This window comes from Micromonospora sp. NPDC048169 (genome assembly GCF_040652815.1).
Lineage (GTDB): Bacteria > Actinomycetota > Actinomycetes > Mycobacteriales > Micromonosporaceae > Micromonospora.
This window is the reverse complement of record NZ_JBEZMS010000010.1, coordinates 50113-72773: the sequence shown is the minus strand read 5'-3', so window position 1 is coordinate 72773 and position 22661 is coordinate 50113. Positions and strand designations below refer to the sequence as shown.

20 protein-coding genes are annotated in these 22661 nt (G+C 71.7%); 11 read left to right on the top strand and 9 right to left on the bottom strand.

Annotated features, from left to right (window positions below):
* Nucleotide 1: 1 nt before the first annotated feature.
* Entirely contained in the window at nt 2-1570 is a 1569-nt protein-coding gene (locus tag AB0D28_RS11655) for an NAD(P)-binding domain-containing protein (RefSeq protein WP_357384772.1), read from the bottom strand.
* Between the two features lie 12 nt (nt 1571-1582).
* Entirely contained in the window at nt 1583-3070 is a 1488-nt protein-coding gene (locus tag AB0D28_RS11650; protein ID WP_357384770.1) for an aromatic amino acid ammonia-lyase, read from the bottom strand.
* Between the two features lie 63 nt (nt 3071-3133).
* Here AB0D28_RS11650 and AB0D28_RS11645 point away from each other — a divergent pair, with 63 nt between their 5' ends.
* The 4 genes from AB0D28_RS11645 to AB0D28_RS11630 all read left to right on the top strand — a co-directional run bounded on the left by AB0D28_RS11645 (nt 3134) and on the right by AB0D28_RS11630 (nt 8311).
* A complete protein-coding gene (locus AB0D28_RS11645) occupies nt 3134-4678 on the top strand; it encodes an NAD(P)-binding domain-containing protein (RefSeq protein ID WP_357384768.1) in 1545 nt (514 codons plus the stop codon).
* The gene (locus AB0D28_RS11640; RefSeq protein WP_357384766.1) at nt 4668-6101 is read left to right on the top strand and encodes a fatty acid--CoA ligase family protein; all 1434 of its coding nucleotides are present in this window, start codon (nt 4668-4670) and stop codon (nt 6099-6101) included. The genes AB0D28_RS11645 and AB0D28_RS11640 overlap by 11 nt, the downstream gene beginning before the upstream one ends.
* Before the next feature lie 126 nt (nt 6102-6227).
* Nucleotides 6228-6545, top strand: a complete 318-nt coding sequence (locus tag AB0D28_RS11635; RefSeq protein ID WP_357384764.1) for a hypothetical protein — start codon at nt 6228-6230, stop codon at nt 6543-6545.
* A gap of 206 nt (nt 6546-6751) precedes the next feature.
* Nucleotides 6752-8311, top strand: coding sequence for a CopD family protein (locus tag AB0D28_RS11630; RefSeq protein ID WP_357384762.1), 1560 nt, complete (start codon nt 6752-6754; stop codon nt 8309-8311).
* A gap of 24 nt (nt 8312-8335) precedes the next feature.
* Here AB0D28_RS11630 and AB0D28_RS11625 read toward each other — a convergent pair whose 3' ends face one another.
* The 7 genes from AB0D28_RS11625 to AB0D28_RS11595 all read right to left on the bottom strand — a co-directional run bounded on the left by AB0D28_RS11625 (nt 8336) and on the right by AB0D28_RS11595 (nt 13399).
* Nucleotides 8336-9256, bottom strand: coding sequence for a M56 family metallopeptidase (locus AB0D28_RS11625; RefSeq protein WP_357384760.1), 921 nt, complete (start codon nt 9254-9256; stop codon nt 8336-8338).
* Complete coding sequence (locus tag AB0D28_RS11620; protein WP_357384758.1) at nt 9253-9615, bottom strand: BlaI/MecI/CopY family transcriptional regulator; 363 nt, start codon at nt 9613-9615, stop codon at nt 9253-9255. The genes AB0D28_RS11625 and AB0D28_RS11620 overlap by 4 nt, the downstream gene beginning before the upstream one ends.
* Nucleotides 9616-9708: 93 nt before the next feature.
* Nucleotides 9709-10356: a DUF305 domain-containing protein gene (locus AB0D28_RS11615; RefSeq protein ID WP_357384756.1), complete on the bottom strand. Its 648-nt coding sequence runs from the start codon at nt 10354-10356 to the stop codon at nt 9709-9711.
* 77 nt (nt 10357-10433) lie between these two features.
* A complete protein-coding gene (locus AB0D28_RS11610) occupies nt 10434-10826 on the bottom strand; it encodes a DUF6153 family protein (protein ID WP_357384754.1) in 393 nt (130 codons plus the stop codon).
* Between the two features lie 121 nt (nt 10827-10947).
* On the bottom strand, nt 10948-11445 hold the full coding sequence (locus AB0D28_RS11605; protein ID WP_357384752.1) for a DUF3237 domain-containing protein: 498 nt from the start codon (nt 11443-11445) through the stop codon (nt 10948-10950).
* Nucleotides 11442-11909, bottom strand: a complete 468-nt coding sequence (locus tag AB0D28_RS11600) for a MarR family transcriptional regulator (RefSeq protein WP_357384750.1) — start codon at nt 11907-11909, stop codon at nt 11442-11444. The genes AB0D28_RS11605 and AB0D28_RS11600 overlap by 4 nt, the downstream gene beginning before the upstream one ends.
* A complete protein-coding gene (locus tag AB0D28_RS11595; RefSeq protein WP_357384748.1) occupies nt 11906-13399 on the bottom strand; it encodes a flavin-dependent oxidoreductase in 1494 nt (497 codons plus the stop codon). The genes AB0D28_RS11600 and AB0D28_RS11595 overlap by 4 nt, the downstream gene beginning before the upstream one ends.
* Between AB0D28_RS11595 and AB0D28_RS11590 the strand changes: the two genes are divergently transcribed.
* From AB0D28_RS11590 to AB0D28_RS11560, 7 genes are all read left to right on the top strand, one after another.
* Nucleotides 13386-14360 carry an ABC transporter substrate-binding protein gene (locus AB0D28_RS11590; protein ID WP_357384746.1) on the top strand — a complete coding sequence of 325 codons (975 nt, stop codon included), beginning with the start codon at nt 13386-13388 and terminating at the stop codon, nt 14358-14360. The genes AB0D28_RS11595 and AB0D28_RS11590 overlap by 14 nt on opposite strands.
* A gap of 7 nt (nt 14361-14367) precedes the next feature.
* On the top strand, nt 14368-15138 hold the full coding sequence (locus tag AB0D28_RS11585) for an ABC transporter permease (protein ID WP_357384744.1): 771 nt from the start codon (nt 14368-14370) through the stop codon (nt 15136-15138).
* Nucleotides 15135-15950, top strand: coding sequence for an ABC transporter permease (locus tag AB0D28_RS11580; RefSeq protein ID WP_357384742.1), 816 nt, complete (start codon nt 15135-15137; stop codon nt 15948-15950). The genes AB0D28_RS11585 and AB0D28_RS11580 overlap by 4 nt, the downstream gene beginning before the upstream one ends.
* Nucleotides 15943-16755 carry an ABC transporter ATP-binding protein gene (locus AB0D28_RS11575; protein ID WP_357384740.1) on the top strand — a complete coding sequence of 271 codons (813 nt, stop codon included), beginning with the start codon at nt 15943-15945 and terminating at the stop codon, nt 16753-16755. Before AB0D28_RS11580 ends, AB0D28_RS11575 begins: the two co-directional genes overlap by 8 nt.
* Before the next feature lie 134 nt (nt 16756-16889).
* Entirely contained in the window at nt 16890-19454 is a 2565-nt protein-coding gene (adhE, locus tag AB0D28_RS11570; protein ID WP_357384737.1) for a bifunctional acetaldehyde-CoA/alcohol dehydrogenase, read from the top strand.
* 39 nt (nt 19455-19493) lie between these two features.
* Nucleotides 19494-20063 carry an SRPBCC family protein gene (locus AB0D28_RS11565; protein ID WP_357384735.1) on the top strand — a complete coding sequence of 190 codons (570 nt, stop codon included), beginning with the start codon at nt 19494-19496 and terminating at the stop codon, nt 20061-20063.
* 136 nt (nt 20064-20199) lie between these two features.
* The gene (locus AB0D28_RS11560; RefSeq protein WP_357384733.1) at nt 20200-22602 is read left to right on the top strand and encodes a phosphoketolase family protein; all 2403 of its coding nucleotides are present in this window, start codon (nt 20200-20202) and stop codon (nt 22600-22602) included.
* Nucleotides 22603-22661 lie beyond the last annotated feature (59 nt).

Below are 22661 nucleotides of genomic sequence, written 5' to 3'. Positions count from 1 at the left end.
CTCAACGCTCGGCACTGCTCAGGCAGCGGCCGAGGAACGCGACGAGCGGCGCGACGTGCGTCTGCGGCCGGTCCCACCGGTTCTCCAGGTTCTCCGCCAGGTGATGGGTGGCGACGACCCGGCCCGCGTGGTGGTGACGGACCACCGGGTGCAGGTACGCGGCGTCGTGAGCCTGGCCGGGCACGTCCTGGGCGATCCGGTTGACCGTGACGTCGAACGGGTCCACCCGGTCGTGCTCGGGGCCGTACTCGAGGGTGACGACGAAGGCGTGCGCGTAGTCGTGGTCGGCGGTGCGCAGGCCGGTGCCGGTGAAGTACTCGACCGGCACCTCGTCGTGGTAGCGCGCCTCGGACCCGGCCACCGTGACCACGTCACCGAGGAAGCCGAACTGCTGCCACAGGGCGGAGGTGCGGTTGACCCGCGCGATGACGGCGTCGGCGATCGACTCCGGGGTGGCGTCGAGCTTCTCCGCCGGCCACGGCGTGTCCCCCCCGTACCGTCGCTCCAGGATCCGGTGCAGCGCCCGCACGCCGTACCGGAAGCCGTGGATGAAGCCGCTCGTCGAGCGCTTGAAGTCCCGTTCCTGGGTGATGGTGCCGGCGAAGAACAGGCCGGGGACGTTCACCGACTCCCACTCCGGGGTCTGCGCCGGGAAGCGGTCCCTGATCGCGAGCGCCGGCCGGCACGTGTCGTCGAAGATGGACGCGTCGAAGGCGAACCCGGTGCAGACGAGAACGCGGTCGTACCACAGCTCCTTGACCACCTCGTTCGCCCGGGAGAACGAGAACGTCACGGTGAAGCCGGTGCCGTCGCGTTCGATGCGCTTGACCTCGCCGTCGAGGATCGCGTTCGCCGACTTCAGCTGGTACGTGTCCAGGAAGTTGTTGTTCACCGCGCGCAGGTGCCCGACGTAGTGGGTGCGCCAGGCCATCCGCACCGAACTCGGCCCGGCGACGTGGATCAGCGTGGTGGTCTCCATCAGGTTGTCCGCCGTCTCGAACGCGGAGTTCCCCTTGCCGATGATCAGCACCTTCTGGTCGAGGTAGTCGCGCGGGTCGACGGACATGTCCGCGTACTGCTCGGCCAGTTCCAGTCCCGGGATCGCCGGCAGGTACGGCCGGGAGACGCCGGTGGCGACGATCAGCCGTCGCGCCCGGAAGACCTCCTCCCCCGCCCGGACCTCGAACAGCCCGTCGACCCTGCCGACCGACGTCACCCGGGTGCCGTACCGCACGCGCGCCCCGGTCTTCGCGGCGAAGTCCGCCAGGTAGCGGACCATCACGTCGGCGTCCGGGAAGTACCGTTCGGTGTAGCCGGTGAACCGCAGCGCCGGGTCGTCGCTGAGCAGCGAGTTCCAGTCCAGCCGCAGGTTCAGCTCCGGGTCGTCCGAGCCGGTGTGCGGCTTGTTTATGGAGATCAGTTGCCGGTGGCGGGGATGGGTGGCGAAGAACGCACCCGGGATGTCCGCCTGTTCCAGGACCAGATAGTCACGCTTGCCGTCGGCCTCCAGCAGCGCGGCGAGTTGCAGGCCGGCCGGACCGGCTCCGACGATCAGGTAGTCGAGCGTCATGTGCGTCCACCCTCAGGAAAGAGAAACGGAGAGATCAGCGATCACGTCGGCCGCGCGCCGCACGTCACCGTCGAGCGGCCGGTCCGGGTCGACCGGGGGTACGGCCGCGGCCAGCGCGGCCAGCGCCTCGGCACAGCCGGGCGCGGTCGGCGTACGCGCACCGACGTAGGCGGCCTGGCGCAGCCCCAGCGCGAGCGACCCGACGACGAGGCGCAGCAGCCGGGCCTGGTCCAGCACCCGCAGCGCGGCCTGGGTGCCGAGCGGGATGACGTCCTGGTTGTGCAGGTTCGTCGGCACGCTCTGGATGCTCGCCGGCATGGTGTCCCGGCGGATCTCGGTGATCAGCGCGGTCGCCGCCAGTTGCACCCCCTGGAGCCCGTGCTGCTGTCCCGGCCCGGCGGCCAGCATCGGCGGCAGGCCGCCGTTGCGGTTCGGGTCGACGAGCAGGTCGAGTTGCCGTTCGGCGAGGTTGCCGACCTGCGCCACGACCATCGACAGCACGTCGGCGGCGAACGCGGCCGGCTGCCCGAAGAAGTTCCCGCCGTGCACGACGAGGTCGTCGCCGGGAAAGAACAACGGGTTGTCGGTGACGCTCGCGAGGTCGGCGGCGACGACGGCGTCGACGTAACGCAGGGCGTCCTCGGCGGCGCCGAGCAGTTGCGGCGTGCACCGGATGCTGTACGGCTCCTGGAGCGGGCGTGTGCCGGACGCGACGAGCCCGGCGCTGACCCGGCGCATCCGCGCGCCCACGTCGATGGCGCCCGGATGGCCGTACGCGCGTAGCAGCCGGGCGTCGATGAACTGCGTGCCGCTGCCGAGCAGGTCGGCGAGCAGGCAGGTGAGCACCTGGACCGCCAGGTGCGCGGCGCGGACCGCGTCCAGCGCCAGCGCCGTCGCCGCGGTGGTCAGCGAGGTGCCGTTCACCAGGGCGAGAGCGTCCCGGCCGTCCAGCGGCAGCGGTTCCAGGCCGGCCCGCTCCAGCGCCTCGGCGGCCGGTAGCCGTACCCCGTCCAGGTAGGCGTGGCCACGGCCGCGCAGCGCCTGTGCGGCCGCGCCCAGCGGGATCAGGTCGCCGCTGGCACCGACCGAACCCAGCCGGGGCATCGCGGGGACGAACGTGGTCGCGAGCATCGCCGCGAGGGCGTCGATCACGTGCGGGGAGACCCCCGACGCGCCCCGGGCCAGCGACGCGGCCCGCAGCAGCACCGTCGCGCGGACCACCTCCGGATCGAGGTCCGGGCCCTGGCCCGCGCCGAGGTGGGCGAGCGTGTTGTCGGCCTGGTCGCGCAGGTCGGCGCGGCCCGCGTACCCGACGAGCGCGCCGAAGCCGGTGGTGGCGCCGTACACCGCGCGGTCGTCGCCGAGCACCGTCGCCAGGAAGGTACGGGCGGCGGTGACCCGATCGCGGACCCGCGGACCGACCACGATCTTGATCGGGTCGCGGGCGGCGCGCAGGTCGGCGATCCGCAGTGGAACCCCGAGGTCGACCTCTGTCGTCATGCGACCGGACCCTAGAGACGGATTCTCAGAGCGCTCTGAGATCGGGTCGATACGTTGCGTCGCATGACGCTCGACTATCTGATCATCGGAGCCGGACCGGCCGGGTTGCAGCTCGCTCACCTGCTCGAGCGCGACGGCCGCGACTATCTGGTCGTGGAGGCCGGCCCGGCGCCGGGCACGTTCTTCACCACCTATCCCCGGCACCGGCAACTCATCTCGATCAACAAGGTCTGGACCGGCTCCGACGATCCGGAGTTCAACCTGCGCGCGGACTGGAACTCACTGCTCACCGACGATCCGGCGCTGCTGTTCAAGAACTACAGCCGGCGCTACTTCCCCGACGCCGAGGACCTGGTGCGCTACCTGGCCGACGTCGCCCGCGGGCTGCGGGTCAGATACGACACCCGGGTCACCGGCGTCGCGCGCGACGGCGACCTGTTCACCGTGCGCGCCGGCGACGAGACGGTCACCGCCCGCCGGGTGGTGGTCGCCACCGGCGTGTCCCAGCTGTACGTCCCGCCGATAGAGGGCGCCGAGCTGGCCGAACGGTACGACACGGTCAGCGTCGACCCGGACGACTTCACCGACCAGCGCGTGCTCATCATCGGCAAGGGCAACTCGGCCTTCGAGACCGCCGACGCGCTCGTCGAGACGGCGGCGGTCATCCATGTCGCCGGCCCGCACTCGATCAAGCTGGCATGGCAGTCGCACTACGTCGGGCACCTGCGCGCGGTGAACAACAACTTCCTCGACACGTACCAGCTCAAGTCGCAGAACGCGGTACTCGACGGCACCGTCGAGCGGATCGTCCGGCGCGAGGACGGCGGCTACCGGATCGACTTCCGGTACGCCCGCACCGTCGAGGCGATCCGGCCGATCGACTACGACCGGATCATCCTCTGCACCGGATTCCGGTTCGACGCGAGCATCTTCGACCCGTCCGCCCGGCCACGGCTCGTCATCAACGACCGCTTTCCCGAGCAGACCTCCGCGTACGAGTCGGTGAACGTACCAGGCCTGTACTTCGCCGGCACGCTCACCCAGCAGCGCGACTTCAAACGCTCGACGAACGGGTTCATCCACGGCTTCCGGTACGGCGTACGGGCCCTGCACCGGATCCTCGGCGCCCGCCACCACGGCACGCCGTGGCCCGGCACGCCGCTGGAGGTCACCCCGGAGGCGATCGCCGACGCGATCATCGCCCGGATCAACCGCACCTCGGCGCTGTGGCAGCAGTTCGCCGTCCTCGGCGACGTCGTCGTGGTCTCCGGCGACACCGCGCGCTACCACGAGGAGGTGCCTGTCGCGTACCTGAACGACGGCGGCCTGGGACCGGAACCGTTCGCGTTCGTGGTCACGCTCGAGTACGGGCCGGACCACGACCAGGTCGACCCGTTCGACATCACGGTGCCCCGGATCGCCGAGAACGACGCCGCGCACGCCCACGACGCCAGCTACCTGCACCCCGTCGTCCGGGTCCACAGCGGCGGCCGGGTCGTCGCGGCGCACCACCTCGCGGAGAACCTGGAGAACCACTGGAATCTGCCGGACGTGCACCACCAGCCACTCGTGCTCTTCCTCAAGGGCGTGCTCTCCGATGCCGGCTGAGGTCTGGCCACAGCCCGTACTGGATCTGCTCGCCACCGGCGACGACCGTCCGGTCTTCGAGGAGGGCGCGAGGACCGTCACCACCGCCCAGATGTACCGGCTGGTCCGCCGCGTCGCCGCCGGGCTCCGCGCCGCCGGGGCCGGCCCCGGCGTCGGGGTGGCCCTGCGGCTCGGCGTCACAGCGGAGGCGTTCGCGACGATCATCGCGGCGTTCGCGGTCGGCGCCCGGGTCTCCGGGATCCGCCCCGACCTGAGCCCGGCCCACCGCGCCTGGCAGCTCGGTGAGAACACGCTGCTGCTCGACGACGCCCGGGTCGCCGAACTGGCGCGCAGCCCCGACGACGGGAAGCGGCTGATCGCCGCCGGGCGCCCGGACGACGTCGCCCGGATCATCTGGACCAGCGGCAGCACCGGCAGCCCGAAGGGCTGCGCGCAGACGTACGCGGCGATGAGCGCGGCCTGGGCCCCGTACCCCGATCGCTGGCCCCCGGCGATCGCCGACCTCGCCACCCGGCTCCAGCGGTACCTCGTCTTCGGTTCGCTGAGCAGCCAGGTGATGCTGGAGTACGGCATCCTCACCCTGGCGGCGGGCGGCACAGTGGTCGCGGCCCGCCCTCCTGGTTTCCCCGGCATGATCGCCCGGCACCGGGCGACGGCGAGCGTGATCACCGTGGGCAAGCTGAACCAGCTCGTGCGCGACCAGCGCGCCGACCCGGCCGACCTGAGCAGCCTGCGGGCCCTGCTGGTCTCCGGCTCCCCGCTCGCGCCGGGCCGGCTCGCCGAGGCCCTCGACGTGCTCGGGCCCGTCGTCTTCCACGGCTACGGCCAGACCGAGACCGGCATGATCACCATGGTGACGCCGGCCGAGATGCTGGCACACCCGGCCGCCCTCGCCTCGGTGGGCCGGCCTCCCCCGGTGACCGGGCTGTCCATCCGGGACGCCGACGGCCGCCCCGCCACCGAGGGGGAACTGTTCGTCCGGACCCCGGCGCAGGCCGCCGCCTACTGGAACGATCCGGCCGAGACCGCCGAGGTCTTCGTCGACGGCTGGGTCCGCACCCGCGACCTGGCCCGGCTGGACGCCGACGGCTACCTGCACCTGCTCGGCCGGATCCGGGACGTCATCATCGTGCAGGCCAACCTGGTGTACGCCGGTCCGGTCGAACGGGTGCTCGCCGCCGACCCCGCTGTCGCCGAGGCGTACGTGGTCGGCCGTCCCGACGACGTCACCGGGGAGGCGGTGCACGCGTACGTGGTGCCCGCCGCCGATCACGTGCCCGATGCCGGACGGCTGCGTGCGCTGGTGGCGGAGGCGCTGGGGCAAGCGTCGGTCCCCCGGACGATCCAGTGGATCGACCGGGTGCCGGTGGGGCCGAGTGGCAAGCCGGACAAGCGCGCCCTGGAACGTGCGGCGATCAGGTGAACCAGCCATGGCCTAGCATCCGTGCGTGGCCGTACTCGACGAGGCAGCGCAGCGTACCCGCACCCGCCTGCGGGGCACCGCCGTCGGATTCGCCGCCCTGTGGTCCGTCGCCCTCACCGCGCGTTCGTGGGCGTCAACCTCTGGGTCGGGCTGCGGAACCGGCCGTACCTGCTGGAGTACGGCAGCGACGCGGGTGACCGGTTCGGGACCAACGTCATGGTGCTGCTGTCGTGGCTCGGCATCGTCGCCACTGTCGGCCTCGCCACGTGGCTCACAGCGCTGGTGGTGCTGACGCGGACCCCCGACATGCACACAGGGCTGCGCACCCGGGTCCGCGTGGCGTCGGCGGTGGTGCTTGTCGGCACCCCGCTGGTCACCGTCGCGGCGCTCGTCCTCGCGTACGCGCTGATCGTGCCCCGGATCTACGCGGGCGTGCGGTTCTGAAGACCGGGTTCCGTCCGTCTCCGGGAACAAGGGCGTGACGGGTTCGGTCCGCATCCGGCTCGGCGAAACCGGAACCGCCGCTCGGCCACGAGCTTGATCAGGCCGACGCTCTACTACCGACTGCTAGTAGTTCCCCTAGGATGGCGACCGCATCTGGTCGGAGCGATGGGCGCCGGGTCCATGTCTCCCTGACGAAGGGATCAGCGGTGCCTTTCCCAGGGCGTCACCGGCTGCCGGCGCGCGGCGCGGCGCGGTGGCTGCTGCTCGTGTGGCTGGCGTGCTGTCCCGCGGTGTTCCTGGTGCTCGGGTTCGCCTCGCCCGCCGCCGCGCACTTCAAGCTGCTCAAGGTCGTACCGGCGGACGGCGCGCGCGTGGACGGCGCGGTCACGGAGATCCGGTTGACGTTCAGCGCCCCGGGCACCCCCACCGGGGCCGGCTTCCGGCTCTCCCGCGAGGGGGCTGCCGTTCCGGTGACCAGTCACACCCCCGACGACGGCCGTACGTGGCTGGTGCACCCGGCCACCGCGCTGACCGGCGGGCAGTTCACGTTGCGCTGGAGCGTGGCCGCCCCGGACGCCCACCCCCTGACCGGCGACGTCACCTTCACCGTGGCCCCGGCAAGCGCGACAGCCACCCCCCGGCACAGCAACGGTCCACCCGGGCATGCCGGTCACGGTGCGCCGGCGCCTCCCTCGGCGTCGCCGCCGGTCCACTCCGGCGGGCACACGGTGGGGCACACCGCCGACGCCGACCGGGGTTCGGTGCGCTTCGTCGGCGCGACGGGACGGTGGCTGTCCTACGGGGCGATCCTGCTCGGGGTGGGCGGACTGGTCTTCGCGTTGACCACGTTGGTGGGAACGCGCGGCGACATCCGGCTGGTCCAGGTCTGGGTCCGGGCCGCCGGCCTGACGGTGGTGGCCGGCACGCTGCTCGAACTCGTCGCGCTGGCGGCGGCGTTCAGCGTCGAGGGCACTCTCGTCTCGGCGTTCGGTGTGGACGCGGTGACCGCGCTCAGCCGTACGCCGGTGGCGGCCGGGCTGGGCCTGCGGTTCGTCGGTGCGGCCGGGCTGCTCGCGGCCGGTTCGCTGGAGGCGGCGCTGATCCGGGGCCGGCACGCGGTCGGGCGGCACGCCGTGGCGACTGTCGCCGCGATCCCGACCGCCCCTCGCCCGCTGGTGGTGCCGCCCGCCGGTGGCGCGAACGGCGACGAGGCGCAACGGGTTCGCGCGCGAGCGGCGCGGCCGGTGCTCCTCGGTGTCACGGTGGCGCTGCTCGTGGGGTCGTTCCTGTTCGACGGGCACACCGTCACCGCGCGACCGCGGGCGATCGTCGTGGCGGCGGATGTGGCGCACACCGTCGCCGCGGCGGTGTGGGTCGGCGGGGTTCTGCTCCTGGCGGCCCTGCTGCTGGGTCGTGCGCGTCTCGGTGTGCCGACCGGCGCCGCGGAGATGGCGGTGCGGTTCTCCGTTCCGGCCACGGCGGCGGTGGCGCTCACGGGTGTCGCCGGTGTCGCGTTGACAGTGGCGATCCTGGACCGGCCGGGTCACCTGGTGAGCACCGGCTGGGGCCGGATGCTCCTGGTCAAGGTCGCGCTGGTGGCGGTCGTCGCCGTCGTCGGGCTCTACAACAGCAGGCGGGTGGTGCCCCGGCTGGACGATCCCACGCCGGACGGGATGCGTCGCCTGCGCCACACGGTGCTGGCGGAGGCGACGCTGATGGTGGCCGTCCTGATGACCACCGCGCTCCTGGTCAGCGCCGGCACGTAGGCGGCGCTCACCGGGGGTCGGGGCCTACAGGCAGAACAGGAGGCCGGTCACCACGCCGACGCCCAGGGGCGCGGCCAGGGCGGTCGAGGCGAGCACGGCGCGGGCGAGAACCTCGCGGCGGTGCGGGCGGCCCTGGAGGCGCTGGAGCCGGACGGCCACGTCGGCACCGGCCATCGAGAGCGCGGACGACGGGTGCGGCGCACCGGCGAAAGCCAGCAACGCGTCGCGTACGGCGGCCGGGCCGCATTCGCGGACCGCCGCGGCGTCGGCGCGCAGCTCGACGAGCAGGCGCACGGCCGCGGGGGCCTGCCGGGTCAGGGGCAGCCACGGTACGGCCGCCGCGAGCCCTTCCACCGCCGCCACCAGGAGATGGTGACGCTCCCGCAGGTGTGCCCGCTCATGGCTGAGCACCGCGGCGAGCTGGTCCGGCGGCAGGTCACCGGCGGCGCTGGCCAGGACCGTCAGCCCGCCGGATCCGGGGAGGCTGTAGGCCATCGGCGTCGGGTGGGGGATCCAGAGCACCGCCGCCCCGCCCTCCTCCGACCGGCCACCGGCGAGGGTGAGCAGGTCGGCGTGGGCGCGGCGAGCGCGGTGGGCGCGCACCGCCCGGCGGGTGCACGTCACCGTGAACCGGGCGAGCACGGCCAGCACGAGCAGTGCTCCCGTCGCCCCTGCGATCTCGTCGACGGCGGGTGGCCGGCTGGGTTGCGCCCAGTGCCAGCAGATGCGGGCGAGGTCGTGCAGCGCCCACTGCCGGGTGCTGGCCGGGGCGAGGAGCATCACGGTGGCGAGGACGAAGGTGGCGATCACCGCGACGATCAGGCCGAGCCAGCCGAGCAGCATCGCGACGGGGTCCGCGACGTGCCGGAAGCACAGCCGCAGCGCGGCGGGGCCACACCAGGCGACGACCGTCGCGCCGGTGACGAGGGCGAGCGCGAGGCTCACGCCTCGGACTCCCGCTCGTCGAGGACCTGCCGCAGGATGTGCAGTTCGTGGTCGGAGGCGGACCGGGCGAAGTGCAGCAGCACCAGGTCGGGATGGCTGCTCGTCTCGACGACCCGGCGCAGCGTGCGCGCGATGATCTCCTCACGGGTGCCGGCGGCACGGTAGCGGTAGGCCTTGCCGTCCTTCTGCCGTACGGCCCAGCCCTTGCGGTGCAGGTTGTCCAGCACGGTGAGGACAGTCGTGTACGCCAGTGCCCGGCCGGTGGTCACCGCGTCGAGGACGTCGCGCACGAGCACGGGCTCGGGGGCACGCCACAGGACGTCCATCACCGCCGACTCGAGTCTGCCCAGTTCCGCCACGCGCTCTCCCTTCGTGCCGGACAGGGTACGTCAGGTGTCGTGGCGGTGCGGCCGGTCCCGGCGCCGTGGCCGGGGCCGGCCGCACCCGGCACGCTACAGGCGGTCGAGGATCTTCTGCAGGGTCTGCACCTCGGCGGCCTGATCCGAGGCGATCCTGGCGGCGAGCGCCTTGGCCTCGGGGTTGCGGCCGTCGGCCTGTTCGGTCCTGGCCATGTCGATGGCACCCTTGTGGTGGGCGATCATCATCTCGGCGAACATCTTGTCGAACGCGGTGCCGTTCGCGGCAGTGAGGCCCGCCATCTGCTGCTCGGACATCATGCCGGGCATCCCCGGCATGCCGTGCCCGGGCGTGGCGCTCATGCCGGGCATGCTGTGGTCGCCGGGCAGGTCCGTGGGCTTCCCCCAGGCCGTGAGCCACCCCTTCATGGTGGCGATCTCCGGATCCTGCGCCGCCTTGATCCTTGCGGCCAGGTCCTTCAGTTCGGGGTCGCTCGCGCGCGTCGGGGCCAGGTCGGCCATCGTCACCGCCTGCTGGTGGTGCGGGATCATCATCTGGGCGAACATCACGTCCGCGTCGTTGAATGTGGCGTCGGCCGAGGCGGAGGCGCCCGCCGTGGAACCGCTGCCGGTGCCGTGCGTCATGCCGCCGGTGTCGTCCCCGCCGCCGCAGGCGGCGGTCGCGAGCAGGGCGGACAGGGCGACGCCCGCGAGGGCGGCGCGGCGCAGGATGGTCGGTCTCATCAGGTACGTGGTCCTTGTCGTGAGGTGTGCCGGAACGGAGTCGTCGGATCCGGGCGAGGCGCCGGACCGTGCTCTCCTCACGTACGCAGGACCGTCACGGCTCGCAGTCGCAACCCGATGGGCCGGCGGGGTGGACCCCGGTCCCGGCCGGGCAGGTGTGATCGGGGGCCGGTCGGCGCGCCGGCCCCGCGGCGGGGCCGCCACAGCAGGGACATGGCGCCGAGGACGAGGGCGCCGCCCAGCACCGCCAGGCACACGGTGAACACGTGCGTCCCCTCGCGGTGCCCGGGCGAGCCGTCGTCTCCGTGCGCGGCATCGGGAGCGGTGGCGGCGTGGCCGGTGCTCCCGTGTACGGCGCTCGCGTGGGCGGCGTCGAGCCCGGCCGGGTGGCCGAAGGTGTGCATGCCGAACACCCCGAACGTCACGGCGACGAACAGCGCCAGCCGCAGCAGCGGGTGAGCGCGTCCCATCCCATTCCCTCCGCACGTCCGGCCCGGCACCAGCATCTACTACAGGCGCATAGTAGATGGGATATCACAGCGGACGGGCACGGGGCGGGCGAACGCGTCCAAACGCGCTGCCAGGGAACGCCTACGTGACGCGGTAGGCGGTGTAGCGCACCCGGTCGGCCTCCCGGATCGCCGACGCGACGAAGACGCACTGCTCCAGCACGGCCAGCGCGGGCACCGACGTCTCCAGTCGTACGCCCAGGCGGAAGTAGTACTCGGCGGGGTCCACCGCGTCGCCGCGCAACAACGCCTCGAGGACCTCCGGGCGGCCGCTGCGGACGCCGAAGGTGCGGAGGTAGACGTGGCCGCCGTCGGCGGTGCGCGCCGAATAGCGCGTGTCGATCTCGATCGCGCCGTCGGGGCGGACCACCTGCCAGTCCGCGCCGCCGGGCAGGATGTCGGCCTCGAAGAGGCCGGTGACCCGGCCGCCGACGACGGGCACCACGCGCCGGTGGCCCGCGCGGGTCACCCCGTGATCCTCCAGGGCGCCGAGCCGCGCCTCCACCTCGAACGCGGCCTCCAGGCCGGGAACCGGCGGTTCGCTCGCCGGGCCCGGGCCGGCGGCTCGGCGCGTACTCATGGGGTGTCCTTGGTCTGCGCGAGGGCGTCGCGCAGGCGTTCCAACGCGGGCACCGCGGCGGCGAGGGCCACGCGGTCCGCCGCCGGCAGGGTGGCCGCGGCGCGGGCGACCAGGTCTCCGCTCGCGAGGTCGAAGCGTGCGAACAGGTCGAGGGCCTTCGGGGTGGCCAGGACGTCGACGTGGCGGTGGTTGCCGGGACGGGGACGGCGCTCGACGAGACCGTTGCCCTCCATCGTGGTGAGCAGGTTGCTCACAGTGGACCGGCTCAGGCGGAGCCGTTCGGCCAGTTCACCGGGGCCGGCCACGGTGCCCCGTGGCAGCGCCCGCACGATCTCGATCTGCGCGTCCGGGATCTCCGGCAGGTGCTCGGCGGCCCGGGCGGCGGCGAGCAGCGTGCGGCGTAGCGGTGAGATCACCGACGCCAGTCGCGCCGCGTCCAGCCCGGTCGGCTCCGGGCCGGTCACGGCAGGACGCCCGAGAAGACCGTCGGCGTCAGGGAGGCCCGTTCGTTGAGGTCGGCGGGCAGGAAGCCGGCCGCCTTCTTGTATCCGGTGGCGATCTCGATCAGCTCCTGCGGCGGGATGACGTCGTGGATGTGCGCGAACCCGTCCGGCGCGCGCTCGCGGGCGAGCACCATCACCTGTTCCGGGCCCTGCCGCCGGTTGCTCAGCACGAGCGCGGTGGTCGCCGGCCGCCGGTCCGCCTCGTAGGCGTCGAGCGCCGCCCGCACCGTCCGCGCGGTGGCGAGGTGAAAGGCGAGGGTACGCGCGTCAAGGATCGCCTGCGACGCCCCGTTGGAACCGTTCGGATACATCGGGTGCGCCGCGTCGCCGAGCAGCGTCGCGTTCCCGTGGGTCCACGCGTCGATCGGGTCACGGTCCACCATGGGGTATTCGAGGATCTCGTCGGCGGCGGCCAGCAGCTCCGGCACGTCGAGCCAGGGGAAGCGCCAGTCCGCGAAGAGCGAGACGACCGGCGCGGGGTCGACCGCCCGGTTCCAGTCCGCGTTCGGCCCGGCGAAACCGGGCCCGCGCCGCTCGGCGACGACGTTGATCAGGCCGGCGCCGATCGGGTACGCGACGAACTTCTGTTCGGCGTCCCCTGCCATGATCATGGTCCGCCCGTCCAGGAATCCGGGCGCCCGTGCCGTCCCCCGCCACAGCGTCAGCCCGTTCCAGAGCGGCGCTCCCTCGGCGGGCTGATGCTGGCGGCGCAGCGCGGAATGGATGCCGTCCGCTCCGACGATCAGGTCACCCGCGACGCTGACCTCCCCCGCCGCCGTCTCGAAGCGCGCGACGCCGTCGCGGACGCCGACGAGCCGGTGTCCGGTACGGACCGCGTCGGCCCCCAGCCGTTCCCGCACCACGGCGAGCAGTTCCATCTGGAACCGGCCACGGTGCACGGAAAGCTGCGGCCAGCGATATCCGGCGTCCAGCCCGCGCGGCTCGCTCCAGATCTGCTGACCGTGCCGGTTGTAGTAGGCCAGTGTGCCGGGTGCGGCGCCCAGCCTTTCCACGCGTTCACCGAGGCCCAATTCGGTCAATTCACGAACGGCGTGCGGGAGCAGATTGATGCCCACGCCGAGCGGATGCAGCGCGGCGGCGCGCTCGTAGACGGTGATCTCACGGAAGCCGGCCCGGTGCAGGCTGAGCGCGGTGGTGAGGCCACCGATACCAGCGCCCACGATCACGATCGCCAAGTCGTCGCCCCCTCCGCCACCGCACCACCAACCGCACAGTTTGGTCACAAAATCGTCGCTCGTCAAGACGCATTCACATCGATGCCGGACCACTCTGATCGCACCGCGATCCGCCTTATCTGAATTCTTGACAATCAATCGTTTCTGCATGACGCTGATCGACGCGGTCGGATGCTTCACCCCCGCTGGGCCGGCCCCGCTCCCGAGGTTGCACAAAGGCTGCGCACGGAAGGGCTCGTCCATGAAGAAGGCCACCGCCCTCGCTGTTCTCGCCGGCGTCGTGATCGCCCTGACCGGGTGCACGGACTCCGATGCCACCGATCCGTCCCCCGGGGCCAGCGGCGACCTGCGGAAGGTCCGCGTGGCGGCGCTGCCGATCAGCGAGACCGCCGCGCTGTGGGGCGGCATCAAGGCGGGCATCTTCCGGGAGCAAGGGCTCGATGTGGAGGTCGTGCCCGCACAGGGCGGCGCGCAGGCCATCCCGGCCCTGATCAACGGCGACATCGACTTCGCCATCGGTCAGCCGTTCGGCCCGTTCCGCGCCGATCTGCAGAACCTCGGTGTGGTGATCATCGGCAACTACGCGTCGTCATACGCCGACGGCGACGACATCAACGCCGTACTGGCGTCGGCGAAGTCCGGCATCACCCGGCCGGCCCAGCTCGCGGGGCGCAAGGTCTCGGTGAACAGCCTGGGCGCCGCCGGCGACGTCACGATCATGGCGGCGGTCGAGAAGGACGGCGGCGACCCCACCAAGGTCAAGTTCGTCGAGGTGGCCTTCCCGGACGCCCCGGCCCAGCTCGCCGCCGGCAACATCGACGCCGCCTGGGTGACCGAACCGTTCATCACCCAGATGCGCAAGCGCGGTGACGTCCTCGTGGTCGCCCCCTATCAGGCCACGGTGCCAGGTCTCACCACCCTGACCACGATCACGTCGAGCAAGCTGACGGACTCCGACGCCGGGCTGGTAGCCGACTTCTCGGCGGCGATGAAGAAGACGCTCACCTGGGCCAAGGATCCGGCGAACGAGACGGCCCTGCGGCAGGCCATCAAGGACAATCTCGAACTACCGGACGCGGTGGCGGACTCCGTGCGGCTCCCGGCGTTCGGGTGGGAGCTCGACCGGCCCGGCCTGGAGCAACTGGCGACGCTCGCCCAGAAGTACCGCGTCCTCGACCGGCGGCCCGACTTCGACCGCCTCGTCCAGCAGCAGTAGCCGGCCGATGCGCAAGGTCCTGCTGGGTGCCGCCGGCCTGCTGGGGTTCCTCGCCGTCTGGCAACTGCTCCCGACGCTGGGACTCGTCGACCCGCACTACCTGCCATACGCCACCGACGTGTTCGGGCGGCTGGCCGAGGAGGTCCGCGACCTGGCGTTCTGGCGGCGGATCCGGCTCACCATGACGTCGTGGGCGATCGGACTGACAGTGGCGACGCTCGCCGCGGTGACGTTGGGGACTGTGGTCGGGCTGGTGCCGTTCCTGCGTCGCGCGACGCACACGACAGTCGAGTTCCTGCGGCCGGTGCCGTCGGTCGCGCTGATCCCCCTCGCCGTGCTGATGTTCGGCCTGCAGATGCGCGCCGCGCTCGTCATCATCGTCTACGCGGCGTTCTGGCAGGTGTTCGTGCAGGTCATCTACGGGGTCGCGGACGTCGACACCGTCGCCCGGGACACCGCTCGCAGTTTCGGCCTGACCCGCCTCGAGCGCCTGCGGTATCTCGTCCTTCCGACCGCGCTGCCGTACCTGATGACCGGTCTGCGTCTCGGCGCCGCCGTCGCGCTCATCCTGGCCGTCACCGCGGAGATGGTGATCGGCAACCCCGGTCTCGGGCGCATGATCGAGCTGTCCCGCTCCACCGGGGACGCCGTCGGCCTGTACGGACTCGTCGTGGTCACCGGGCTCCTCGGCCTGCTGGTGAACGTCGTCTTCCGCTTCGCCGAACGCCGCTCGCTGGCCTGGCACCAGTCGGTGCTCGCGGACGGGGCAACCCGGTGACCGCCCTCGGCGCGGGCCGGGCCGGCCGTCGCGGCCTCGGCATCCGGGTCGCCGAGAACGTCCTGTTCGCGGTCGGGCTTCCCGTCGTGGCCGTGGTGCTCTGGGCCGTCTGGTCCACCCGGTCGGCGAACCGGTTCCTCGTCGGCCCCCGTACGCTCCTCGACGCGTTCCGGCAGACCTGGATCGGTCCGGCGTTCGTCGACGACGTGCTGCCGAGCGTGTACCGGCTGCTGATCGGCCTGTTCGCGTCGGTCCTCCTCGGCGTCGCCGCCGGCGTCCTCATCGGCCGGTTCCGCCCGCTACGCGAGATCCTCGAACCGCTACTGGAGTTCTTCCGCGCGATTCCGCCACCCGTGCTGATCCCGGTCGCGATGCTCCTGCTCGGCATCACCGACACCATGAAGGTCGTCGTCATCGTGTCCGGCGCGATCTGGCCGATCCTGCTGAACACGATCGAGGGTGTCCGGGCGACCGACAGCGTGATGCTGGAGACCGCGTACTCGTTCCGGATCTCCCGGTGGGACCGGCTGTGGCTGCTGATCCTCCCGGCGGCGAGCCCGCGCGTCATGACCGGCGTACGCCAGGCGCTCTCGGTGGCCCTGATCCTCATGGTCATCTCGGAGATGTTCGCGTCGTCCGCCGGCCTCGGATACCGGATCGCCTACTTCCAGCGGAACTACCTGATCGCTGAGATGTGGAGCGGCATCCTCCTGCTCGGCCTCATCGGCGTCGTCCTCGCCGTGCTCTTCGGTGTCGCCGAACGCCGCGTCCTGCGTTGGTACCACGGAATGAAGGAGGTCACCCGTGCCTGACGGGAGCCCTCTGCTGCGGGTCGAGCACCTGCGGAAGGTCTACGCCTCCGGCCGGGGCGAGGTCGAGGCGATCGGGGACATCAGCTTCACCATGAGTCCCGGTGAGCTGCTGTGCGTCGTCGGTCCCTCGGGCTGCGGGAAGACCACTCTCCTGAAATGCCTGGCCGGGCTCCTCCGGCCCACCAGCGGCCTGGTCGAGATGGAGGGATCACCGGTGACGGGCCCGAGCCCGGCGATGGCTGTGGTCTTCCAGGAGTACGGCCGCAGCCTCTACCCGTGGCTGACGGTCCGGGGCAACGTGGAGCTTCCGCTTCGCCACAAGAAGCTCTCCCGCGCCGCACGCGGCCGGTTGGTCGCCGACGCCCTCGACGCGGTCGGACTGCCAAGCTCGGCGCGGAGCCACCCGTGGCAGCTCTCCGGCGGGATGCAGCAGCGGGTGGCCATCGCGCGCGCCGTCGCGTACCAGCCGGAAGTGCTGATCATGGACGAGCCGTTCGCCGCGGTCGACGCGCAGACCCGCGCGGACCTGGAGGATCTCGTCCGTGACCTGCACCTGACGCGCGGGATCTCCACCGTCTTCGTGACGCACGACATCGACGAGGCGGTCTATCTGGGCCAGCGCGTGCTCGTCCTGTCGAACTCACCGACCCGGGTGCGGGAGGACCTCGTGATCGACCTCCCACGGGAACGCGACCAGCTCACCACCCGGGCCCTGCCCCGATTCACCGAACTGCGGACCCACGTCTACGAGCAGATCCAGCGGGCCAAGCGCGGGCCGGCCGCGACGCCGCACCCGGCACCGTGACCGCACCTCGCCGGGTCACGTAGCAGGCGTACGGACGCGGGCCGGTGGTCCCGTCCGCACGGGTCCATCGGCCGTGCCCGCATCGATCGTCGCGGATCTATGGTCGAGGCGACGGACCGATGGAGGGCGGAAGCATGATCGAAACCCTGGTGGCGAACGGCCTCACGGCGTTGAGCGGCTACGACTCCTTCGGCCAGGAGCAGATCGACGGGATCGTGAAGAAGGCGTCGGTGGCCGCGCTCGGCCGGCACGCCGAACTCGCGATGCTGGCGGTCGAGGAGACCGGTCGCGGCGTGTTCGAGGACAAGGCGGTGAAGAACATCTTCGCCTGCGAGCACGTCACCAACCACATGGCCGACGTCCGCACCGTCGGGGTGATCGCCCAGGACGACATCACCGGCATCACGCAGATCGCCGAGCCGGTGGGGGTGGTGGCCGCGGTGACGCCGGTGACGAACCCGACCTCGACCACCATCTTCAAGGCGCTGCTGGCCCTCAAGACCCGCAACCCGGTGATCTTCGCCTTCCACCCGGCGGCGCAACGCTGTAGCGCGGAGGCGGCCCGCACGGTGCGCGACGCCGCCGTCGCCGCCGGCGCGCCGGAGCACTGCATCCAGTGGATCGACGAACCGTCGGTGGCCGCGACGAACGAGCTGATGCGCCATCCCGACGTCTCGGTGGTCCTGGCGACAGGTGGCAACGCCATGGTCCGGGCCGCCTACTCCACCGGCAAACCGGCGCTCGGTGTCGGCGCCGGCAACGTCCCCGCGTACGTCGAGGCGTCGGCCGACGTCGCCCGCGCGGTGAACGACGTGGTGCTTTCCAAGGCGTTCGACAACGGCATGATCTGCGCCTCCGAGCAGGCGGTCATCATCGACGACGCGATCCGGCCGGCCGCCCTCGCCGAGTTCCGGCGCCTACACGCCCACATCGCGACGCCGGAGGAGAAGTCGCTGCTGGAGAAGCTGCTCTTCGGCTCCGGGAAGCTCAACCCGGACGTGGTCGGGCAGCCGGTGACCTGGATCGCCGAACACGCCGGCTTCCCGGTCGCCCCGGACGCCTCGATCATCCTGGTCCCGGTCGACCGGGTCGGCCCGGCCGAGCCGCTGACCCGGGAGAAGCTCTGCCCGGTGCTCGCCCTGCTGCCCGCCACCGGTCACGACCAGGCCTTCGGGTACGCCGAGCAGATGGTCGAGTTCGACGGCCTGGGCCACAGCGCCGTCATCCACACGCGGGACGCCGACCTGGCCGAGGCGTACGGCCGCCGGGTCAAGGCCGTCCGGATCATCTGGAACGCGCCGGCCTCGCAGGGCGGCATCGGCGACATGTACAACGCCTTCCTGCCGTCGCTGACGCTGGGCTGCGGAAGCTACGGCCACAACTCGGTGTCGCACAACGTCACGGCGGTCGACCTCATCAACGTCAAGCGGGTCGCCCGGCGGACGAACAACCTGCAGTGGTTCAAGGTTCCGCCGAAGATCTACTTCGAGCCGAACGCGATCCGCTACCTCGCCGACATGCCCGACGTGCACCGGGTCACCGTGGTGACCGACCACACCATGACCAGACTGGGGTACGTGGACCGCGTGCTGTCCGTGCTGCACCGCCGCCGCGAGCAGGTGGCCCTGCAGATCATCGACGACGTCGAGCCGGAGCCGAGCGTGCGCACCGTCGACCGGGGCGCCGAGTCGATGCGCTCGTTCCGGCCGGACACCATCATCGCGCTCGGCGGCGGTTCGGCGATGGACGCCGCCAAGGTGATGTGGCTGCGCTACGAGCACCCCGAGGTGGTCTTCGCCGATCTGCGGGAGAAGTTCTTCGACATCCGCAAGCGCGCCTTCAAGTTCCCCACCCTCGGCGCGCTGGCCCAGCTCGTCTGCATCCCCACCACCTCCGGCACCGGAGCCGAGGTCACCCCGTTCGCGGTCATCACCGACACCGCGTCCGGCAAGAAGTACCCGCTCGCCGACTACGCCCTCACGCCGAGCGTGGCGATCGTCGACCCGATCCTGGCCGCCGACCTGCCGGCGGTGGTCACCGCGGACAGCGGCTTCGACGCGCTCACCCACGCGATCGAGTCGTACGTGTCCGTCTACGCCAACGACTTCACCGACGGTCTGGCCCTGCACGCCGTCCGGCTCATCTTCGGCAACCTCGCCCGGGCCGTCCACCACGGCGCCGCCGACCCGGTGGCCCGCGAGAAGATGCACAACGCCGGCACGATCGCCGGCATGGCGTTCGGCAGCGCCTTCCTCGGCATCGTGCACGCCATGTCGCACACCCTGGGCGCCACCTTCCACGTCGCGCACGGGCGCACCAACGCGATCCTGCTCCCGCACGTCATCCGCTACAACGGCACCGTGCCGAACAAGCTCACCGGCTGGCCCAAGTACGAGACGTACCGCGCGCCGCAACGCTTCGCCGACATCGCCCGTACCCTCGGGCTTCCCGTGACGACCGACGCCGAGGCGGTCGAAGCCCTGGCCACGGCGATCGAGCGACTGCGCGACGAGGTCGGCATCGAGCCGTCGTTCGCAGCGGTCGGCGTGGACGAGCGGGCCTTCCTCGCGGCGCTACCGCAACAGGCGCTGAACGCCTACGAGGACCAGTGCGCGCCGGCCAACCCGCGGATGCCGATGCTCGGCGACATGCAGGAACTGATGCGCGCCGCGTACTACGGACCGGCGGCCGCCGGCTGACCCGCCGGTGACCGCCGCCTCGCTCAGGAGGGAGAGGTCATGAAGGGAACAGTGCTCCAACGGCCCGGACGGTGGCTCACCTGGGGAGCCACCGCGATCGAGGTGGACGCGGCGCTGCCCGGTGACGAGTTCCTCGCCGATCCGGACGTCGTCTCCACCCGGGCGATCACCATCGACGCGCCACCCGAGGCGGTCTGGCCGTGGCTCGTGCAGATGGGCAGCGGTCGCGGCGGCGCCTACACCTACGACTGGATCGAGAACCTGTTCGGGCTCGACATGCACAGCGCCGACGCGATCCTGCCGCAGTTCCAGCAGCTCGCCGGCGGCGACGAACTACCGCTCGGCAAGAACGGGCTGGCCATGCGCGTGGAGATCCTCGACCCGCGCCGGACGCTGGTGTTCCGGTCCGCCGACGGGGCCTGGGTGTGGGGCTTCCACCTGCGACCGGACGGCGCGGGTACCCGGCTGATCAGCCGCAACCGGATCTCCCTGGCGGGGCGTCCGGGACCGGGCCGGGCCGCGTACCGGATGGTGATGGAACCGGGCAGCCTGGTCATGGAGCGCCGGATGCTGCTGGGCATCAAGCAACGCGCGGAAGGGACGTCATGAACGTGCCCGGTCGGCGCGTCGCGGTCGCCATCGAGGGCCGAAGGTCCTTCGGCTTGCGGCCTGCGGCCCCCGGTGGCCGGGCCCGGCTGGGCCTAACCTGGATCCGGACATGACGAGATCAGTGAAAGGAAGCACGGTGACCGCGGTCGAATCCGAAATCCGTACGCTCGCCGAACTCGACGACACCGAACTCGCCCGTCTGGACGCGTGGTGGCGGGCGAACAACTACCTGACCATCGGGCAGATCTACCTGCAGGGCAACCCGTTGCTGCGCGAGCCCCTGGCGGCCGAGCACATCAAGCCGCGCCTGCTCGGCCACTGGGGAACCAGCCCCGGCCTGTCGCTGATCTACGCGCACGTCTCCCGGCTGATCCGGCACACCGGCCAGCAGGCGATCTACCTGGCCGGTCCGGGTCACGGCGGGCCGGCGCTGGTGGCCGCCGGCTATCTGGAGGGCACCTACAGCGAGATCTACCCGGACGTCAGCCAGGACGAGGCCGGGATGCTGCGCCTGTTCCGGCAGTTCTCCAGCCCCGGTGGTATCCCGTCGCACGTGTCGGTGACCACCCCGGGCTCCATTCACGAGGGCGGTGAGCTGGGCTACGTCCTGGTCCACGCGTTCGGCGCGGTCATGGACAACCCGGACCTGCTGGCCATCGCGGTGGTGGGCGACGGTGAGGCCGAGACCGGGCCGCTGGAGGGCTCCTGGAAGGGGGTGTCCTTCCTCAACCCGGAGCGCGACGGCGCGGTCCTGCCGATCCTGCACCTCAACGACGCCAAGATCTCCGGTCCCACCGTCCTGGGACGCAAGGACCCCGAGGAGGTACGCCACCTGCTGCGGGGCCACGGCTACGACGTCATCGAGGTCGAGGGCTCCGACCTGCCCGGCATGCACCACCGCTTCGCCGCCGCCCTCGCCACCGCCTGGACGAGGATCCGCGACATCCAGACCGCCGCCCGGGACGGTTCCTGGGACGGCACCCGCCCGACCTGGCCGCTGATCATCCTGCGGTCGCCGAAGGGCTGGACCGGCCCGGACACCGTCGACGGGGTCACCGTCACCGGGACGTGGCGCTCGCACCAGGTGCCGCTGTCCGGCGTCAAGGACAACCCGGAGCACCTCGCGCTGCTGGAGCGATGGCTCAAGTCGTACCGTCCGGAGGAGTTGTTCGACTCCACCGGCACGCCCGTGTCGCTGATCCGGGACCAGGCCCCCGACGGTGACCTGCGGATGAGCGCCAGCCCGCACGCGAACGGCGGCCTGCTCACCCGGGACCTGGACCTGCCGGACTTCCGTTCCTACGCGATCGAGGTGCCCCAGCCGGCGCAGCAGCGGGCCGAGTCGACGCGCAAGCTGGGCGAGATGATGCGCGACATCTACACGCGCAACGCCGACCGGTTCCGGTTGTTCTGCCCGGACGAGACGAACAGCAACCGCCTCGGAGGCGTCTTCGACGTCTCCGACCGCGCCTTCATGGAGCGGGTGACCCCGGAGGACGTGGCGATCAGCCGCGACGGCCGGGTCATGGAGGTGCTCAGCGAGCACAACTGCCACGGTTGGCTGGAGGGCTACAACCTGACCGGCCGGCACGGCATGTTCGCCACCTACGAGGCGTTCGCCATGGTCAGCGCCTCGCAGACGGTGCAGCACGGCAAGTGGTTGCAGGAGGCCAAGCATCTGCCGTGGCGCGCGAAGGTGCCCAGCCTCAACGTGCTGCTGACCTCGACGGCGTGGCGCAACGACCACAACGGCTTCTCCCACCAGGGGCCGGGCCTGATCCAGGTGGTGCTCACCCAGCGCGGCGACGTGGCCCGGGTCTACCTGCCGCCGGACGCCAACACCCTGCTGTCGGTGGCCGACCACTGCTTCCGGTCGCGGTCGTACATCAACCTGATCGTCATCGACAAGCAGCCGCAGCTGCAGTACCTCAGCATGGACGAGGCGATCGAACACTGCGCCCGCGGCGCGGGGATCTGGGAGTGGGCCGGCACCGACGACGGCACCAGCGACCCCGACATCGTCCTCGCCTGCGCCGGTGACGTCGTCACCATGGAGACGGTCGCGGCGGCACAGATCCTGCGCGACCGGCTGCCCGGTCTGAAGGTGCGCGTCGTCAACGTGGTCAACCTGATGACCCTGGTCCGGCCCAAGGACCACCCGCACGGCATGAGCGAGACCCTGTTCACCGAGCTGTTCACCGATGACGTGGACGTAGTCTTCTCCTTCCACGGCTACCCGGGCGCGATCCACCAGCTCGTCCACGGCCGCCCGGACGCGGACCGGTTCCGCGTGCGCGGCTTCATCGAGCAGGGCACGACCACCACCCCGTTCGACATGACGGTGCGCAACAAGGCGTCGCGCTACCACCTCGTGATGGACGCCATCAACAACGCCAAGCGTCTCCCGCGCGGCGCGGCGGACCTCAAGGCGTGGTGCCGCAGTCAGCTCGACCGCCACGAGGCGTACGTGGTGGAGCACCTGGAGGACATGCCCGAGGTCCGCGACTGGTCCCTCGGCGACTGGGCCGCACGCGGCTGAGTCCGGCGCGGACGGTGGCGCCGGACGGCTGGCGCCACCGTCCTCACGGTGCCGGCGGC

Bases quoted from the DNA above. Each gene is read 5' to 3' on its own strand.
- AB0D28_RS11655 (WP_357384772.1), bottom strand. From the start codon at position 1,570: ATGACGCTCGACTACCTGATCGTCGGAGCCGGTCCGGCCGGCCTGCAA.
- AB0D28_RS11650 (WP_357384770.1), bottom strand. From the start codon at position 3,070: ATGACGACAGAGGTCGACCTCGGGGTTCCACTGCGGATCGCCGACCTG.
- AB0D28_RS11645 (WP_357384768.1), top strand. From the start codon at position 3,134: ATGACGCTCGACTATCTGATCATCGGAGCCGGACCGGCCGGGTTGCAG.
- AB0D28_RS11640 (WP_357384766.1), top strand. From the start codon at position 4,668: ATGCCGGCTGAGGTCTGGCCACAGCCCGTACTGGATCTGCTCGCCACC.
- AB0D28_RS11615 (WP_357384756.1), bottom strand. From the start codon at position 10,356: ATGAGACCGACCATCCTGCGCCGCGCCGCCCTCGCGGGCGTCGCCCTG.
- AB0D28_RS11610 (WP_357384754.1), bottom strand. From the start codon at position 10,826: ATGGGACGCGCTCACCCGCTGCTGCGGCTGGCGCTGTTCGTCGCCGTG.
- AB0D28_RS11605 (WP_357384752.1), bottom strand. From the start codon at position 11,445: ATGAGTACGCGCCGAGCCGCCGGCCCGGGCCCGGCGAGCGAACCGCCG.
- AB0D28_RS11590 (WP_357384746.1), top strand. From the start codon at position 13,386: ATGAAGAAGGCCACCGCCCTCGCTGTTCTCGCCGGCGTCGTGATCGCC.
- AB0D28_RS11585 (WP_357384744.1), top strand. From the start codon at position 14,368: ATGCGCAAGGTCCTGCTGGGTGCCGCCGGCCTGCTGGGGTTCCTCGCC.
- adhE (WP_357384737.1), top strand. From the start codon at position 16,890: ATGATCGAAACCCTGGTGGCGAACGGCCTCACGGCGTTGAGCGGCTAC.
- AB0D28_RS11565 (WP_357384735.1), top strand. From the start codon at position 19,494: ATGAAGGGAACAGTGCTCCAACGGCCCGGACGGTGGCTCACCTGGGGA.